At 36.7% G+C, this 17681-nt stretch carries 15 protein-coding genes; 14 read left to right on the forward strand and 1 reads right to left on the reverse strand.

Annotated elements, in window-relative coordinates:
• Window positions 1-241 precede the first annotated feature (241 nt).
• The 8 genes from obgE (at window position 242) to ABF682_RS05375 (ending at window position 9924) form a co-directional block, all read left to right on the forward strand.
• Window positions 242-1558 (forward strand): GTPase ObgE, encoded by a 1317-nt coding sequence (obgE, locus tag ABF682_RS05340; RefSeq protein WP_289977593.1) that lies wholly within the window; start codon window positions 242-244, stop codon window positions 1556-1558.
• A 37-nt stretch (window positions 1559-1595) separates the two neighbouring features.
• Complete coding sequence (locus tag ABF682_RS05345) at window positions 1596-3482, forward strand: acyltransferase family protein (RefSeq protein ID WP_415619199.1); 1887 nt, start codon at window positions 1596-1598, stop codon at window positions 3480-3482.
• Window positions 3483-4115: 633 nt separating this feature from the next.
• Entirely contained in the window at window positions 4116-5078 is a 963-nt protein-coding gene (gene rnz / locus ABF682_RS05350) for a ribonuclease Z (RefSeq protein ID WP_289977589.1), read from the forward strand.
• Entirely contained in the window at window positions 5065-5874 is an 810-nt protein-coding gene (locus ABF682_RS05355; RefSeq protein WP_289977587.1) for an SDR family NAD(P)-dependent oxidoreductase, read from the forward strand. Before rnz ends, ABF682_RS05355 begins: the two co-directional genes overlap by 14 nt.
• Window positions 5875-5912: 38 nt before the next feature.
• On the forward strand, window positions 5913-6260 hold the full coding sequence (locus ABF682_RS05360; RefSeq protein WP_415619200.1) for a LapA family protein: 348 nt from the start codon (window positions 5913-5915) through the stop codon (window positions 6258-6260).
• A 22-nt stretch (window positions 6261-6282) separates the two neighbouring features.
• On the forward strand, window positions 6283-8613 hold the full coding sequence (recJ, locus tag ABF682_RS05365) for a single-stranded-DNA-specific exonuclease RecJ (RefSeq protein ID WP_415619201.1): 2331 nt from the start codon (window positions 6283-6285) through the stop codon (window positions 8611-8613).
• A gap of 19 nt (window positions 8614-8632) precedes the next feature.
• On the forward strand, window positions 8633-9151 hold the full coding sequence (locus ABF682_RS05370) for an adenine phosphoribosyltransferase (RefSeq protein ID WP_289977582.1): 519 nt from the start codon (window positions 8633-8635) through the stop codon (window positions 9149-9151).
• Window positions 9152-9264: 113 nt separating this feature from the next.
• Window positions 9265-9924: a potassium channel family protein gene (locus ABF682_RS05375; RefSeq protein ID WP_289977728.1), complete on the forward strand. Its 660-nt coding sequence runs from the start codon at window positions 9265-9267 to the stop codon at window positions 9922-9924.
• Window positions 9925-9966: 42 nt separating this feature from the next.
• Here ABF682_RS05375 and ABF682_RS05380 read toward each other — a convergent pair whose 3' ends face one another.
• Window positions 9967-12594: a YfhO family protein gene (locus ABF682_RS05380; protein ID WP_415619202.1), complete on the reverse strand. Its 2628-nt coding sequence runs from the start codon at window positions 12592-12594 to the stop codon at window positions 9967-9969.
• A gap of 208 nt (window positions 12595-12802) precedes the next feature.
• On the opposite strand from ABF682_RS05380, the gene ABF682_RS05385 reads away from it, so the two are divergent.
• The 6 genes from ABF682_RS05385 (at window position 12803) to ABF682_RS05410 (ending at window position 17677) form a co-directional block, all read left to right on the forward strand.
• Window positions 12803-14878, forward strand: coding sequence for a peptidoglycan D,D-transpeptidase FtsI family protein (locus ABF682_RS05385; protein WP_289977577.1), 2076 nt, complete (start codon window positions 12803-12805; stop codon window positions 14876-14878).
• A gap of 129 nt (window positions 14879-15007) precedes the next feature.
• Window positions 15008-15157: a 50S ribosomal protein L33 gene (gene rpmG / locus ABF682_RS05390; protein ID WP_003690623.1), complete on the forward strand. Its 150-nt coding sequence runs from the start codon at window positions 15008-15010 to the stop codon at window positions 15155-15157.
• Between the two features lie 88 nt (window positions 15158-15245).
• Window positions 15246-15797 carry a 5-formyltetrahydrofolate cyclo-ligase gene (locus ABF682_RS05395; RefSeq protein ID WP_289977726.1) on the forward strand — a complete coding sequence of 184 codons (552 nt, stop codon included), beginning with the start codon at window positions 15246-15248 and terminating at the stop codon, window positions 15795-15797.
• Between the two features lie 9 nt (window positions 15798-15806).
• Window positions 15807-16460, forward strand: coding sequence for a rhomboid family intramembrane serine protease (locus tag ABF682_RS05400; protein ID WP_415619203.1), 654 nt, complete (start codon window positions 15807-15809; stop codon window positions 16458-16460).
• 33 nt (window positions 16461-16493) lie between these two features.
• A complete protein-coding gene (locus ABF682_RS05405; RefSeq protein WP_289977569.1) occupies window positions 16494-16691 on the forward strand; it encodes a YqgQ family protein in 198 nt (65 codons plus the stop codon).
• A gap of 26 nt (window positions 16692-16717) precedes the next feature.
• Window positions 16718-17677 (forward strand): ROK family glucokinase, encoded by a 960-nt coding sequence (locus ABF682_RS05410; protein ID WP_415619204.1) that lies wholly within the window; start codon window positions 16718-16720, stop codon window positions 17675-17677.
• The last annotated feature ends 4 nt before the right edge of the window (window positions 17678-17681 follow it).

Consider the following 17681-nt stretch of genomic DNA (forward strand, 5'->3'; position numbering starts at 1 on the left):
TCTTGATTATTATTTAGATACGTAAATCAGATGATTTATTTTGATGAAAGAAAATTGTTAGACCTTGTAGTGTAAATACGTAAGAATGTGAGCAGTCGTATTTTTGACCTTGATTCTAAAAACTGTTATAGTTGGCGGTGGTAGTTTTTAGGGTAACGATGAACAAGTTCATTTTTTCTTTATTAGCTCACATATTAGTGCAAATGTAAATAATCAATATGGAAAGAAGGGTGAATGAATAATGTTTGTCGATCAAGTAAAAATCAATGTAAAGGCCGGAAATGGCGGAGATGGCATAGTTGCATTTCGTCACGAAAAGTTTGTTCCTAATGGTGGCCCAGCTGGTGGAGACGGTGGCAAGGGTGGAAGTGTAATCTTAAAGGTTGATGAAGGGCTAAGGACCTTAATGGATTTTCGTTATCATCGTCATTTTAAAGCCAAGGCTGGCGAAAAGGGTATGAATAAAGGAATGTATGGTCGCGGAGCAAGCGACTTCTATGTTTCTGTACCTGAAGGAACTACGGTCATGGATGATGAGACAGGGGAAATTTTAGGTGATTTGCTGCATGATGGTGACGAGTTAGTGGTTGCAAAGGGCGGTCGTGGAGGCCGAGGGAATATTCATTTTGCGAGTCCAAAGAATCCAGCACCAGAGATTGCAGAAAATGGTGAACCAGGAATTGAACGTGTTTTGCGGTTAGAATTAAAAGTTTTGGCAGATATTGGGTTAGTTGGTTTCCCTTCAGTCGGCAAGTCGACGCTTTTGGCTACTGTTACAAGTGCAAAGCCAAAAATTGCGGCTTACCATTTTACAACACTTGTTCCTAACCTAGGAATGGTAAGATTGGATGATGGGCGCGACTTTGTGATGGCTGACCTGCCGGGACTAATAGAAGGAGCTTCCCAAGGGGTTGGACTCGGAATTCAATTTTTGAGACACATTGAGCGTACAAGGGTAATTCTGCACTTAGTTGATTTAAGTGGCATGGATGGACGGGACCCATATGATGATTTTGTTAAAATTAATCAGGAATTGGTTTCGTATGATGAAACGCTGCTTGAGCGTCCGCAAATTGTAGTAGCAAGTAAGATGGATTTACCGGATGCTAAGGAAAATTTAGCTGATTTTATTGTTAAAATTAAGAATGATACAATGCTCAAAACTGTACCAGAGGTTGTTGAAATTTCTGCGGTGACGCATACAGGTGTTAAGGAATTGATAGCGAAAGCTGCTGATTTACTTGAGGAGACTCCTATATTTCCAACACTGGCAGATAGAAAACGACAGGAACAGCTTGAAAATGGAATTGTTTATAAGTTTGAAGAATCAGAACAATATCCATTCGAAATCACAAGAGATCCAGATGCAACTTGGGTATTAAGTGGTGATGCATTGGATAAGTTATTTAAAATGACGGATTTTGAACATGATGAAAGCATTATGCGGTTTGCTCGTCAGCTACGAGGGATGGGTGTTGATGACGCTCTAAGAACGAAGGGTGCTAAACAAGGCGATCTAGTTAGAATTGATAAGTTTACATTTGAATTTGTTGAATAAATTGTAGAAGTTTTTTGTATTTTGGGGTTGGAAAAAAATGAATACGAGTAATAAGAAGAGACGTTATATTACAGGCTTTGATGGTATCAGAACAATTGCAGTTATTGGGGTAATTTTATATCATCTTGTGCCATATGATATCCAGGGTGGCTTTTTGGGAGTTCCAATTTTTTTTGTATTATCTGGATATCTGATTACGGATATTTTGAATGAAGAGATCCAAAAAAATGGAAAGGTCAATCTTTTTTCTTTTTATAAGAAGAGAATGAAGCGACTTTATCCAGGATTGGTTACAATGATTGTTGCTACGAGTGCATATATAACGCTATTTCAAAGAAGTTTACTGAATGGCATCCGAAATGTGATCGTTGGTAACCTGTTTTATGTCTATAATTGGGTGCAAGTTAGACAGGGGCAATCGTATTTTGATCGTTTTGGAGTACAGTCGCCGTTTACGCATCTCTGGTCATTGTCGATTGAAGGTCAATTTTATCTTTTCTGGCCAATTATACTAACAGTTTTGTGGGTAGTTCTACGAAAAAAGCAACCGATTTTTGATACTATTTTTATAGTTGCTTTTTTTTCAGCATTAACGATGGCATTATTGTATAAAGACGGCCAAGATTCTTCAAGAATATATTTTGGAACTGATACAAGGATGTTTTCTATCTTGTTAGGAACTAGTTTAGCGGTTATCTGGCCAAGTAAAGGATTGAAAAATAATCTTCAGAAAAAGTCACGAATAATTTTAGATTGTATTGGAATAGTTAGTCTAATTTTGATTATTTTGATGTTCTTCTCAATGTCTGGGGAAAGTGACTTAACATACCATGGAGGGATGTTCTTCTTTTCCTTGATTTCAGTGTTCCTAATTGCAACCGTTGCACATCCTGGAGCCGATCTGAACAAGTTGCTAACTAATCGCGTATTTACTTGGCTGGGTAAGAGAAGTTATGGGATATATCTCTATCAATATCCGGTAATGATTTTTTATGAGTCCCATGTAAATATTGCTGCACATCCATGGATACATGTTGTTATTGAGATTCTTTTGATTGTGATGATTAGTCATTTATCCTATCGTTATATTGAATTGCCACTACAGCACTTTGATTATTCTAGGACAAAAGAAGTAATTGGGGAATTTTTCAAAAAAAAGTCTCGTTATGGTTGGCAAAGATTATGGATAGCGGGTGCAGTTGTCATGGTCGCACTGACCATGACGGGTGCAGTTTTTCAGCCTAAAACACAAAGTAATCAAGGAGATCAACAATTAGAAAATGTGATAAAAAAGAACCAAAAAGAAGTTACAGAAGATAATAAAAAGCTGCAAGATAAAGGAAAACAAGGCACAAGTTCGAGTTCCGCTTCTTCACAAAAAGGTACGAGTAGTTCAGCACAATCAAGTTCGAAGTCAATCCAGTTAACACAATCACAACAGCAACAAGCGGCAAATATGAAAATCACAGCAATTGGAGATTCTGTACTGGCTGATGGGTCATTAAAACTAAAATCAATCTTCCAGCAGATGTATATTGATGCAAAGGTCGGAAGACAACCAAGAGATGCAATTGGAATCTTGAATGACCTTGCACAAAAAGGTCAGCTAAGCAATACAGTCTTGTTGAGTCTGGGGACGAATGGACCGTTTAATGATGGAGAACTGCATCAAATTATGGGAGCAATTGGAAATCGCAGAGTGTATTGGATAAATACACATGTTCCAACGAGAAGATGGCAAAAGCAAGTTAACGACTCGTTGAATGCTGCAACTAAAACGTATTCTAATTTGCGGATAATTGATTGGTATGATTATAGTAATAATCATACCAATTGGTTCTATGATGATAACGTTCATCCAAACGAATATGGACTGAATTATTATGGCAATTTTATTGCAAAAGAAATATTAGAAGATAAGTAAAAAAGAAAATAAGAGAATTTAACAATTTTTTGACTTTTGATACGTAATTATGAGTATACGAAGTGCATATTTTCTGATTAATCAGGTGAAGTGTTTCTTCTGGAATACGCCGTAATGTAATTGACACGAGGGATGCCACAAAGAAATATTTTGCGGACAACCTCGTTTTTATTCTATAGACGCAGCTTACCATTTATTAATAATTTATTTTCTGCTATTCGATATCCAAAGACTTTAAAAGTATTAAAGTCGTAGTTAATCAGAATTTCTTTGTCCGATAGAACAGACTGGTTTGACAGAGTAAAAAATGTTTTTAAGTTTAATGCAGTATTTGAATTAGAATTTGTGTGTAAAATCGCAGATTGATCATTGACCGAAAATTTTGTAATCGGAATCAAGGCATTATCTACCTGAAAATATAATTGATAATAAGGATTGAGTCCAAATATAAGTGTTGTAAAGTCTTTTAGATACATGTTGTTCCTCTCTTCTTAGGATAAATTTTTTTAAAATCCCACTTTAATTATATTTTGTAATTAAAAATAGTGACAGCTTTTATTTTGATGTTAAAATAGTGTAAGACATTATTATATTTTAAACCATCTTTGCTGGTTTAATAGATTGGAATTATATATGGAAATTGAATTTTTAGGAACTGGTGCGGGATCGCCTGCGAAGTCACGTAATGTAACTAGTATAGCCCTAAAGCTTTTAGAGGAAATAAATGAAGTTTGGTTATTTGATGTTGGAGAAGGAACACAGCATCAAATATTAAAAACATCGATAAGGCCACGAAAGGTGACTAGGATTTTTATTACACATCTTCATGGAGATCATCTTTTTGGGCTTCCTGGCTTTTTAAGTAGCCGCTCTTTCCAAGGTGCTCAACAGATGGGAACTTTGGTGATTTATGGACCAAAAGGAGTAAAGGATTTTGTGCAAATGAGTTTGCGTGTTTCACAATCTAAATTAACTTACAAAATAAAATACATTGAAATTGAACAAACGGGGTTATTGGTAGACGAAGCACGCTTTCAAGTTTATGTTGATAGGTTAGATCATCGAATCGAATGTTTTGGGTATCGTGTAGTTGAAAGCGACTATGCCGGAGAACTTCAAGTTGAACAACTTAGAGCGGAGCATATACCAGCTGGTCCAATATATGGCAGACTGAAGGCAGGTGAGAGGGTATCATTGGCTGATGGCAGAATTGTTGATGGAAATGACTATCTTGGGGAAAAAAAGAAAGGCAGAATTGTGACTATTCTTGGTGATACAAGACAGACATCATCGATTTTAGAATTAGCAAAGAATGCAGATGTACTTATTCATGAGAGTACCTTTGGCAAGGATGAGGCACAACTGGCGTATAATTATCATCATTCAACTAATATGCAAGCTGCAAAAATTGCTAAACAAGCTGGAGTAAAACGACTATTTCTCACACATATTTCTGCAAGATATATTGGTGCAAAAGCAGTGCAGCTTGAAAAAGATGCACATAAGATTTTTAAAAATACGACATTGGCAAATGATTTTGATACTTATGTGGTTCCATTTTCTCGTAAACAGGAGGGAAAGAATGAAGAATTATAAACAGCTGAGGGATTTGCATAATCGAATTGTTGTTGTAACTGGGGCATCTTCTGGATTAGGTGAGCAGATTGCGTATGAATTAGCGAGAAAAGGTGCAATTGTGGTTGTTTGTGCCAGAAGATTGGATAGACTTGAAGAGGTTGCTAAAGAATGTCAGAAGTTGTCAGGAAGAATATCAGTTGCGAAGCAGTTGGATGTTGAAGACCCGGAGCAGATTGAGAACTTAGTTGGAGAGGTTGAAGATGAACTTGGTCCGATTGATGTACTCGTTAATGATGCTGGATTCGGACTAATGGAGGATGTCTTGAATTTCGAAATGAAGACGGCAGAAAAAATGTTTAGAGTCAATGTGCTGGGCTTGATGTATCTATCGAAGTTTACTGCGCTTAAGATGGCACAGCGCAACAGGGGAGCCATCATTAATGTTGCATCTGCGGCCGGTAAAATTGCAACTCCCAAATCTGCTGTATATTCAGCAACCAAGTTTGCTGTACTAGGATATTCGAATGCATTAAGGCTTGAGCTGAGGCCATTGGGTATTTCTGTGCTAACCGTTAATCCAGGACCAATTGATACTAATTTTTTTGAAATTGCAGATCAGACAGGCAATTATTTGAGTAAGATTGGCTTTTTGATCCAGAAGCCAGAAGAAATTGCACAAAAAGTAGTTAACACAATAGGAACGAGTAAAAGAGAGCTCACAATACCTTTTGTGTTTGAAATCGCTCATCGCTTCTATGACTTGTTTCCACGAGTTGGTGATTATTTGGCAGGAGATTTGTTCAATAAAAAATAGACGTTAAAAGGAATAGGCATTGAAAAGGGGAGTTAATTATGAAAAATCAGTGGCGGATGATTCTAGCACTTTTGATAGCACTTGTTGTCGTTGTTTTTGCACTATTGAATACGCAAAAGGTTGAACTGAATTTTCTCTTTGGCAAGTTTAGTTTACCGCTAGTATTAATCTTGGTAGTCTCTTTGTTACTAGGTGCCTTGATTGCTGTCTTATTATCAACAATGACGATTGTTGGTCTAAAACGAGAATTAAAGAAAAAAAGTGATCACGAAGAGCAAACCAAAAAACAGTTTGAAGCAGACTATCAGAAGAAAGTAACTGAAGTAAGAGCTGAGTATCAGCGCAAGATCAATGATAATCGAACAAATAGTTTGAATTTAAAGTAAAGTTGAGTAGGAGCTGATTTTTTTGTTTGACACGCACTACGAATGGAAGTTCGAGTCTACGTCATTAGGAGAAAAGGAACTCAAGCTGCAAAAGCAAATGGGCATTTCAAAATTGCTGACACAGTTGTTAGTCAAAAGAGGTATTTCAACTCCTGCGGCTGCTGCTGAATTCTTAAATCCTAGTGAAAATAATATTTATGATCCATATCTTTTACATGACATGGATAAGGCTGTAGAACGAATTCAAGCTGCTGTAATGGACGATCAAAAAATTACGATTTATGGCGACTATGATGCAGATGGATTAACAAGTACGGCAGTGATGTACGAAACGCTTGAACAAATTGGTGCCAACGTAAATTATTACATACCTGATCGTTTTATCGATGGATATGGGCCAAATATTGAGGTATATAAGAGATTAATCAGTGAGGGAACAAAGCTGATTATTACGGTAGATAACGGGGTTAGCGGCTACGCGGAGGTTGCATATGCGCGCAGCCACGATGTGGACGTTGTAATAACCGACCACCATGAATTACCTGACAGGTTACCCGAGGCCGCTGCCGTTGTTCATCCGAGACATCCTGATAAAGAGTATCCTTGGCCAAATTTGGCAGGTGTTGGCGTTGCTTTCAAAGTAGCCTCAGCGTTATTGGAAGATATTCCACAAGAACTGCTTGATTTAGTTGCAATTGGAACCGTTGCTGATTTAATGCCGCTACTTGATGAAAATCGTGCGCTTGTCAAGTTTGGAATCATGTCACTGAGAAACACTCAGCGAATAGGTCTATTAGCATTATTGAATAATGCTAAAATTGGCATTGCTGATCTCGATGAAGAAACGATTGGTTTTGCACTTGCCCCACGATTAAATTCTTTGGGCAGAATTCAAAATGGAAATCTTGGTGTGGAATTATTAACCACGCTTGATGAAGATAGGGCGAAGCAGATTGCAAGCCAAGTTGAAGAATTGAATACTAGACGTAAGGAACTGGTAACAACAATTTCAAAGCAGGCATCCCAAAAACTGATGGAGAATACCACTAAACATCTAGTGAACGTTGTTGCTGGTAAGAATTGGCACGAAGGTGTACTGGGAATTGTTGCTAGTCATTTAGTTGAAAAGACAGGCAAACCATCATTAGTGTTAAGTATCACGGATGATGGAAAGATTGCTAAGGGTTCAGGAAGGTCAATTGAGGATTTCCAACTTTTTGATGCAATTAATAGCCATCGTGACCTTTTAACCAGTTTTGGTGGGCACCATATGGCGTGTGGACTCTCTTTGGAAAAGTCAAAAATTGTGGAATTACAAGCAATATTAGATGATGAAGCAAAAAAGCAGAAGCTAGATTTAGATAAAAAGTCACAATTGAGAATTGAGCAGACGCTTGAGGTAGATGAGCTTAGTCTTGATTTTATTGCTGAATTGAAGCAACTAGCACCATTTGGGGTAGATAATCCTAAGCCAATTTTTTCTTTTGCAAATTACAAAATACAAAATGCAATCTTAATGGGACAAGAGAAAAATCATTTTAAAATGTCTATAAAAGGCAAAGGAGCAGCGATTGATGCAATTGCATTTTCTGTTGGTGAGCATGGACAACAGTTGGTAGCTAATGCCGATGACATTGAATTTGTTGGCGAATTAACTACCAATGTGTGGAAGGGTCAAACTAAGCTGCAGGTAATGATTAAGGATTTTTGTTTGAATGTCACAGAGATACCTAAGATTAGACTTAATGACTTAAGACGCAGTAGATTGACCGCTGGTTTGTTGCAAACGGATGGCGAATTCTTTTTCTTTAATGCAATAGTTTATAAAAAACTAGCTGGTTATTTTAAGCATGATGCAAGAATTATTGTTGGTCTGGAAGAGTTATCTGGGAGAATAAAAGTAGATAATCTTGTTGTCGTTGATTGTCCTCCTAATTTGGAGAGTTTCGGTATTTTACTAAAAAAAATTGAGTTTGCAGAGATAACAACAATTCTTTATCCGTATAAGCCGGTACTTCTTAATGGAATGCCATCTAAGGAGGAACTGGGAAAAGTTTACAGGTTTGTAATTTCACACAAAAATGTGGATCTAAAAAAAGATTTGAATAAATTAGCAGATTACCTGAAAATGAAAAAAGATTTGTTGATTTTTACCATACAGGTGTTTTTTGAAGTTGGATTTGTTAAAATAGACAATGGATTAATGGCTGGATCATCTTCAAGTAAACAAATTAATTTGAAAGATGCTCCTAGTTATCGTGCAAGACAACGATTGCTTGAAGCAGAAAATGTCTTATTGACGAGTAAAACTGCAGAATTTGAGGCTACTATTTCTCAATTCATAACAGTTTAATTAAAGGAGCGTTTATAAAATGGCACTAGATCTAACGAAGTATATTGCAAATATTCCTGATTATCCTGAGAAGGGAATAATCTTTAGGGATATTTCACCCTTGATGGCTGATGGTGAAGCTTATAAGCAAGCTACGGCACGAATTGTTCAATTTGCTCGTGACAAAAAAGTTGAGATGATTGTTGGACCAGAAGCTCGCGGTTTTATTGTTGGTTGTCCTGTGGCTTATGAACTTGGTGTTGGTTTTGCACCTGCACGCAAGAAGGGAAAATTACCTCGTGAAACAATTGAAGCAACATACAAGCTTGAATATGGTACTTCAGCGCTTTATATGCATAAGGATGCTGTGAGACCAGGACAGCGAGTGTTGGTTACTGATGATTTACTGGCTACTGGGGGGACAATTGGAGCAACAATTGATTTAGTCAAGCAATTAGGTGGCATTGTTGTGGGATGTGCATTTATTATTGAGCTTGATGCCTTAAATGGACGCGATAAAATTAAGGATTATGATATTTTAAGCCTAATGAATTATTAATTTAGTTGCCTTTTATGTTTTGAAGATGTGAAAATATTAGTGAGAAGGGGCTTTGACAGAATTTATTTTGTGTCGCGGCGCCTTTTTTCGTTCAGGAGGAACTTCATAGAATGATTAAACAAACTTTTGCTGTGATTGGATTAGGGAGGTTTGGTTCAAGTGTTTGTCAGACTTTAATAAACGCGGGGGCTGAGGTCTTGGTGATTGATAAAGATGAGGCACGCATCAATGATTTTAAGGACATTGCAACACAAGCAGTTATTGCTGATGCACAAGATGAAAGTACACTCAAATCAATTGGTATTCGAAACTTTGATCATGTTGTAATCGCAATTGGTGAAGATATTCAGGCGAGTATTCTTGTGACATTGATGGTCAAGGAGTTAGGAGTTAAATATATTACTGCCAAGGCACAAAATGAGTATCATGCACGTGTTTTGACAAAATTAGGTGCAGATAAAGTTGTACATCCTGAACGAGATATGGGGACAAGAATTGGAAAGAATCTCCTTTCAAGGAACATGCTGGACTATCTTGATTTATCCTCTGATATTAAGGTTGCTGAAATTAAAATTACAAAAAATTCATTTGTGGGAGCATCATTGGCCTCACTTGAATTCAGAAAAAAATATGCACTTAATGTGATTGCAATTAGGCATGATAAAAAAATAGACATCTCTCCTGCACCAAGTGATGCATTGGTTCTGGGAGATAGTCTACTAGTTGTTGGTTATCAAAGGGATGTTGCTCATTTCAATAGTTTGATGGATTGATAACTGTTATTAAGATGTGTGCAGAGGTTTGCTTTGCTGACCTCAGCGTCGTCTTTTTTTGTGGTCAAAGATAATTATGAATAGCAATATGACTAAACTAATTAGCGTAGTTATGGTACCTATCACAAATAAGGGTGGTGTATAGGTTAAAGTAATTGAATGCTTTCCTTTAGCTACATTTGCTGCAAGAAATGTATTTTGAATTTTGAAAGTCGAAACCTTTTTGCCATCTACACGGATTGTCCATCCAGAGCTATAGGGAATTGTGGTAGCTAAGAGATGGTTTGCAGTAGCATTATAAGATCCCACTAGTTTACGGGATGAAATCTGTTTCAGATTAACTGAATGTTTCTTAATCTGCTTAATCTTATTTTGAACCAAATTATTGTTCATTTTATAAAGGACAAAATTATTTAACCATAGTGAAGATTTTTTAAAACGTGCAGTTAACACAATCTCCTGTCCCTTTGAATGGTTTGCAATATTAACTACGACAGTATGCCTGAAAGTTCCGTATTGTTTCAACGGCTGATTATTTAAGTATAATGAGACGTTGTCTGAATCAAAAGCAGAACCAAGTGTTAAATAGTATGAATTATTTGTTTTAGGTGTAAATTTAAAAATTATTTGGGCTGTTTTCGCAAAATTTTTCTTTTTAAAAACAGTATTCGTCAATTTAGTTGATTGTTCAATATTTTGGAATACGACTTCGTTGAAGTTTTGTGCTTCAAAGTATTTTGTATTTTGCTTGCCGATTGTGTCATTCAACCATTCAGTTTGATATTCAATTGGATTATCATAGAGTACTTGCAGATTTTTCAACTGATTATTGGCAAGATAAGCATAGCCTAGTGCATTGCTGTTTTTATAAATTTGAGTTAATTTATTTTGTTTAATCGACGTATAACGAGATAAATCAGGTTTCTCTGTCAAGGACGAGAGCGGCTGCTCTTTTTTTAGCAATGAGCTATCAATTGGTGCAATGAAATATTTCATATTCAAGAGGGCATCACTAATAATTGTGCCGTTTGAATAAGTAACATAATTATCCCCATCAGGATTTCCAAGCATACCATAAAAATCTGGAATGCTTTTTTCAAGCGCCGAACTAAAATATGAACCGGTATTCAAATTATTAGCTAGGCCATCATTTTTGGTACGACTATATGTTTGTCCGGTACGATAAGCACTGTCTTTGAGACTGTTCAGGTAACTGCTGTCTTTTACAAGTGCCTTTGTAGGAGTTGCATAGTCTTTTTGTGTGAGATAACTCAAATTACCTAACGAAATATAGGCGTTCATTGATATCTCAACAATACTGATCAAACACAGTAAGAAAATTTTGATTTTATTATATTTTGAATTTACAGCAAAAGCCAGGACTACAAGAGCAAGGGTTGCAAAAACGGCTGTAAAAATCAAGGTCTCGTTCGTTATATAGGAGAACTTTTTCTCGTTTACGAAGGAATATGCAATTATACCGGCATAAAGAATGAAACTCAGCCAGATTTTCCAAGGGCGAATGGCTATAAAATTTTTGAGAGTTCGACTTGCTAGAAGAAGCATCCAAAAGCTTATGATGTACGAAAAGCGATATGGATACCAGACTGGGAATTGCCACCCATGCCACAAGAGATCAAGAGGTTCAAAGCATAAAGATAAGACTAGGAAAATACTAATTAAAAATGCCAAAATTCGTTCGCGTAAGCTGATTCTTGAATCGACAAAGTATAAAAAGAATCCAATCAAGAAAACAGAGCCAATAAAGAGATTGGGATAGCCCGAGGGCATTTGTTGAAAGTTAAATGAACCGACAATGAATTTGGAAAGTATTTTTAGAGCATTATATTCGAACTTAAAACTTACAGAGCTTTGCGTATACTGCCCTTTACTTGAAAGTAAAGAAGCAACTGTTGGCAGCAGAATGATCATTGAGGTTGTGACCGCAATAAGTGAGCTGGCAATAAAGCGAAGGCTCAATGAGAAAACTTGCTTTAAATCTCGTTTGCTTGAGAATACAAACCAAATAAAATATAGAATTAAAAATAAGCAGATCATATAGCCCATATAATAATTGTCAATTAGCATAATGGCTAATAAAACAATGTACGGCCAGCTTCTTTTACCTGATAAAAGTCTGTGAAGCTGCAAGACAATCAGTGGTAAGAAAATCGTTGCATCCAGCCACAGCAAATTTAATTGGTTTGCAACAAACCAACCCATCATTGCGTATGAAGTTGCAAAGGCAACGATTGTCAGACCTGACTGTGTCCGCATTTTCTTTAAAAAATAGCCAAAAGATAAACCAGCACAGCCGTACTTTAGGAGTGTAATCAGCATAATTCCTGCTGCTAAGTACTTTTCGGGAAATAACAGCAAGAATAAATTAAATGGACTCATGAGGTAATATGCCCACTCACCAACCATGTTGCCGCCGACTTCTTTGGAGAATGAATAGAAGAAGCCACTTGGATTTGATAAAAGGGTTCTTCTGAAATATGAGAAGAAATCAATGTATTGCTGTCCTAAATCGACAGTTAATAAACTACTTTTACCAAAAGGAAACATTCCTTGTGAGATGAAATAACCGCCCATTAGAAAAATAGGTAAGAAGAAACTAAGTAATAAAGGATAGTGACTACGAACAAAATGTGCTAATCTTATTTTCATGCTAGACTCCTAATAATGATTTATGTAACATCTTCAATTATAATACATACTTAAATGCAAAGTTGAAAAAAGCATGTAGTTTTTATTAAAGTTTAGACAATTAATAAAGTATCAAGACTAATTTATGGTAACATTATTAGGTGAGTTATTATGTGGTAGGCCGATGTTAGAAAAAGGCTAATTAATTATTTATTGTGAGGGAAAAAAATTGAAGTTTCTTAGAAAAACAAGTAAAAAAAGACAAATAAAGAAATCACAGACACCTTTTAGACTGAATTTTCTTTTTGTAATTGTTTTTTTGCTATTTGCTGCTTTAATCTGGCAGTTAGCAAATCTCCAAATTGTTAACGGAACCAAATTTGAATCTGAAATCAGTAGTACAGATACACAGACTGAGACAGGGAGTGTTCAGCGTGGAATGATTTATGATTCAACTGGAAAGGTTCTGGTTTCAAATAGCGCTTCGCGAGCGATTACTTATACAAAACCGTTGTCTGTTACCTCAAAACAGATGTATCAAATTGCTAACGAACTTGTTAAATATGTCAAGATCGACACTTCAACAATGACCACGGCAATGAAATCTGATTACTATCTTGGAAATGAACAAAATCTCAAGGCAGTTAACAACAAATTAAAAAAACAGATAACCAAGTTTTCAAGTTTGAGTGGAACAGCAACTTACAAAGCTGAAGTAGCTTATGTGAAGAAGCATAAGCTCACGGCTAATCTCACAAGCAAACAAAAGCAGGCAGCAATTGTTTATTCGAAGATGAGTGGTGCATATTCACTCTCAACTGTGTACTTGAAGTATGAGGATGTTAGCGATCGTGAAATGTCTGAGGTGGGGGAAAATCTGTCTCAAATGGCCGGTGTAAAGATTGGCACGAGTTGGTCGCGAAGTTATCCGAATGGTAGTTCTGTTAAAAGTGTTATCGGAACTGTCACAAGTAAAAAGCAGGGATTACCAAGTGATCAGTTAAGTGAACTTCTAGCAGAAGGCTACGCAAGAGATGATAGTGTTGGCTCAAGCTATATTGAAGCTGAATATGAAAATGTATTGAAGGGCACTAATTCGGTTACAACACTTGAAACTCAAAATAATAAAATTACCAAAGAAATTAAGACTTATGGTGGCAAAAAGGGTGACAATGTTGTTTTAACAATCAATGAAAAATTCCAACAAGATGTTCAAAGTATTATGAAAAGTGCAGTTAAGAGTGTTTCGGGAAGTAATCCTTATCTCGCTGGTGCGTATGCGGTAATAATGAACCCTAATACAGGAGCAATTTATGGTTTAGCAGGTGTTAACCGTAATATTAAGACCGGTAAGGTTTCTGAAAACGCACTTGGAACAATCAATCAGTCATTTGTTATGGGGTCTGTTGTTAAGGGCGCAACCGTAATGGGAGGTTTAATGTCTGGTGCAATTACGCCCACAAGTAATACTTTTACTGATCAGCCAATCAAACTGAAAGATACAGCAAGTAAATCTTCATGGTTTAACGCTTCAGGAAATGACAATTTACAATTAACGGCTTCTGATGCTTTGGAGATTTCTTCAAACTCATATATGATGCAGTTGGCAATGCGTGAAGCTGGGTTCAATTATCAGGAAAATGCTTCATTGAATATGTCAACCTCAATATTCAGCAAACTTAGGGGCTATTTTAACCAATTTGGTTTAGGTGTGAAGACTGGGGTTGATATTCCAGGTGAAGCTTCCGGCTATGAGGGACCCTCAAGTCAGAGCGATATTGGTAAAGCACTTGACTTGTCATTTGGTAACTATGATTCGTATACTACAATTCAGTTAGCACAGTATATGGCAACTGTTGCGAATGGTGGTTATCGTTTGCAACCGCACATTTTACAGGCCATTCGAGGTACAAATAAAGATGGTACTTTGGGGAAGACTAAATATCAGTTTACACCGAACATCTTGAACGTTGTAAGTGCAACAAGTGCAGAGTGGAATGTTGTAAAGACTGGTTTTTGGGACGTAGTTCATGGATCTAATTCATTGAGAACTGGGACAAAACTTGCAGATTTGAATCCACAAGTCGTTGCAAAAACTGGGACTGCGCAGACCTATTATGGAACTAATGAAACAACGACATTAAGTGGTGTTTCATATGCACCTGCTAAAAATCCGCAAGTTGTGATTGCGATTGCGTTTCCTGGGATGTCTGAAGAAGATTCAATCAACATGACGTCAATGAGTGCAATCTATACAGCTTACTGGAAAGATGTACAATCCAGTGATGGTTATACTACGAATTAGGCTGTCAAGGGAATTTCCTTAACATTTTTTGAAAAAATACTAGCGTGTTTGTATAAAAGATGGTATTATATTTACGTTAAGGGCTTAGTCGCCTTTTTGAAATGAAGTCGTAGTTTGGAGGTTTTGAATATGCGTGTACACATTACAATGGAATGTACTGAATGTCATGAGAGGACATACCTATCTAGTAAGAATAAGCGTAATAACCCAGATCGCTTGGAATTGAATAAGTTCTGTCCACGTGACAACAAGGTAACATTACATCGCGAAACAAAATAACAACAGGAACTTTTTCCTGTTGTTTTTTGTTATGTTACACTCTTTGAAATTCTTAATATAGAATCTTTTTGGGGGTTATTTGTTGGTAATGAATAAAGAAAAAATACTATATAGAAAAAAACAATTGGCGATATTTGAAGAGAGAAAGAGTGGATGGGACAAAGAATTAGATGAACTATTACTTTACAGAAAGCTTTTTAATTCTTCTGAATGGAGTAAGGCTGATACGGTAGGTGTGACTCTGAGTTTACCTTCTGAAATTGATACTAAACCAATTATTTTGCAAGCATGGATGGAATCTAAGCAGGTTTGCATCCCACTCACTTTGGCACAGAGAAAAATGAGTTTTAAATTATTAACTCCAACGATGAAAGTTGCGAGAAATAAATTTGGAATATTAGAGCCTGAAAGTTCCGGTATAACGCTTGAAAAGTCCCGAATTGATTTAATTATTGTTCCAGGATTAGCATTTTCTTCGAAAGGAGAGCGGCTGGGATTTGGCGGTGGATATTTTGATCGCTTTTTAGCTGATTATGGAGGTACAACGGTTAGTCTCGCTGAAAAGGCGCGCTTTTTTGAGGAATCAGTTTGGCCGGTTGAAGAAACTGATGTTTTGATAGAAAAAATATTGACTTTGTGAGGATGATTTATGGTGGTAAAGAAACCTGTGGTTACCTATACACTTTTGGGGATTAATGTAATCGTCTTTGTATTAATGACTTTGGCGGGCGGCAGTGAAAGCATCGGGGTATTAGTTGACTTTGGCGCAAAAGTTAATTCGCTCATTATTGCGGGACAATGGTGGCGCTTAATCACACCAATGTTTTTGCATATTGGATTTGAACATCTTGTTTTGAACATGATAACCTTATATTTTGTAGGAATTCAACTTGAAGGTATTTTAGGCCGTGTCAGATTTTTGGCTGTCTACTTAGTGAGTGGAGTTGCTGGAAATCTTGCAAGTTTTGCATTCAATCCAAATGCTTTATCTGCAGGTGCGAGCACTGCATTGTTTGGATTATTTGGAATTTATTTGATGATGGGAGAATCATTTAGTAGTAACCCATATATCAGGGCAATGGCAAGGCAGTTTTTGCTGTTGGTTGTATTGAATATTGTTTTTGGATTTTATGGCAGTGTTGATTTGGCAGGACATATTGGTGGGCTTATTGGCGGCTTTTTGATTGGTTATTGTGTAGGTGTTCCGCGTGTAGGCAATGTTCCACTCCCAAAAAGGGTTGTCAGCGGTCTAGCATTAGTGTGTCTATGTATTATGATGTTTACTTTGGGTTTTAAAAATTAAAGTTTTCTATTATAATTAATTGGAGATGTTTTTTTGAAGACACTTTACGACGTACAACAGCTATTAAAAAAATTTGGAGTTTTTGTTTATGTCGGTAAGCGGCTATGGGATATTGAATTAATGGCACTTGAGATTGATAATTTGTATCAGGCGGGAGTTATCGATAAGCAAACATTTTTGAATGCTAAACTGGTTTTGACTCGTGAACATAGGGTTGAAGAAAATAACTAGACATTTACTTTTTGGAGGGACAATTAATGGAAAAAAAATTAATTGGTATTGATTTAGGTGGTACAACAATCAAATTTGCAATTTTAACTGAAAAAGGTGAAATTCAACAAAAATGGAGTTTTGAAACTAATATTCTTGATGATGGGGCGCATATCGTTCCAGACATAGTTGAATCTATTAATCATCATCTAAGTTTATATGGGATGGTGCCTAAACAATTTCTTGGAATTGGTATGGGGTCACCCGGTACAGTTGACTTAGAAGCAGGAACTGTAACGGGCGCTTATAATCTTAATTGGAAAACCCAGCAAGAAGTAAAAAAAGTTGTTGAAGAAGAAACAAAGATATCTTTTGCAATTGATAATGATGCAAACGTTGCTGCTTTAGGTGAACAATGGAAGGGCGCCGGTGAAAACGATAAAGAAGTCGCCTTTATTACATTGGGAACGGGTGTTGGTGGTGGATTGGTTTCTAATGGCGAGCTTCTCCATGGCCTTGGTGCAGCAGGTGAAATCGGCCATATGATTGTGCAGCCAAATGGGTATTTGTGTACTTGTGGCAATCATGGGTGTCTGGAGACATATGCTTCAGCTACAGGTGTTGTTCGTGTTGCCCGCGATCTTGCAGAAGAATTTGCTGGAGATTCAAAATTAAAGCGTGCATTAGATGATGGACAGGAAATTACATCTAAAATTGTATTTGATTTGGCAAAAGAAGATGATCTCCTTGGGAAGATGGTTGTTGATCGTGTCTGCTATTACTTGGGACTAGCTTGTGGAAATATTGGGAATTTACTAAATCCTTCATCTATTGTTATCGGTGGCGGTGTGTCTGCAGCTGGGGTATTCTTATTAAGCCGAGTTGAAAAATATTTTTTAGAGTTTGCTTTTCCAACAGTCAGGAAGTCTACTCAGCTTAAATTAGCACAGTTAGGGAATGAAGCTGGTGTGATTGGCGCTGCATCATTGGCTTTGCGCTTCAAATAAGAGT

This window comes from Liquorilactobacillus sp., assembly GCF_047719775.1.
GTDB lineage: Bacteria > Bacillota > Bacilli > Lactobacillales > Lactobacillaceae > Liquorilactobacillus.